Source organism: Protofrankia sp. Cas8 (genome assembly GCF_963555845.1).
GTDB lineage: Bacteria > Actinomycetota > Actinomycetes > Frankiales > Frankiaceae > Protofrankia.
The window spans coordinates 18708-19384 of sequence record NZ_CAUVXI010000099.1; the positions used below are offsets into that span (position 1 = coordinate 18708).

Below are 677 nucleotides of genomic sequence, written 5' to 3' on the forward strand. Positions count from 1 at the left end.
TCCCCGGGGTCCGGCTGGTCATCGTTGGTGACGGGCCGATGCGGCCGACTCTGGAACGTCAGCTACACCGGGCGACCTTTCTCGGTTTCCAGTCCGGCCGGGACTTGTCCTCGATCGTGGCGAGTCTGGACATGTTCGTCCACACCGGTTCCCATGAGACGTTCTGCCAGGCCGCGCAGGAGGCCAAGGCCAGTGGCGTCCCGGTGGTCGCTCCGGCCGCCGGCGGCCTGCTCGACGTGGTCGACGACGGCCACACAGGCCTGCACTTCACACCGGACTCCCCGTCGGCGTTGGCCAATCGGGTCGCCACCCTCATCGCCGACGGTGAGCGGCGGGTGGCAATGGGCGCTGCCGCCCGGCGTTCGGTCGCCGGCTGCGGCTGGAGCGCGATCGGGGACGAGCTCATCGGCCACTATCACGACGTCCGCGGTTTCGGGGTGGCGCAGGCGCGGGTCGGCGCTCTGCGTTCGCGGACCGTCCTCGCTCGTCGGGCACAGCTCCACCGCGTCGCTGTCGACCGCTATGTGCGAGACAGTGGGCGGGACGGCGCTTACCATAACGATGACGGGAGTATCCGGTGAAAATCGTTCAGGCCGCCAACTTCGTCGCGCCGCGGTCCGGTGGTATCCGCACGACAATGCGTCATCTCGCCGCCGGCTATACGGCGGCCGGTCATG

Annotated in this window: 1 protein-coding gene; it reads left to right on the plus strand. The window is 69.1% G+C overall.

Going from position 1 to position 677, the window contains the following annotated elements:
* A partial coding sequence (locus tag U9977_RS15375) for a glycosyltransferase (RefSeq protein WP_322749945.1) occupies positions 1 to 581 on the plus strand: 581 nt, incomplete at its 5' end.
* Positions 582 to 677 lie beyond the last annotated feature (96 nt).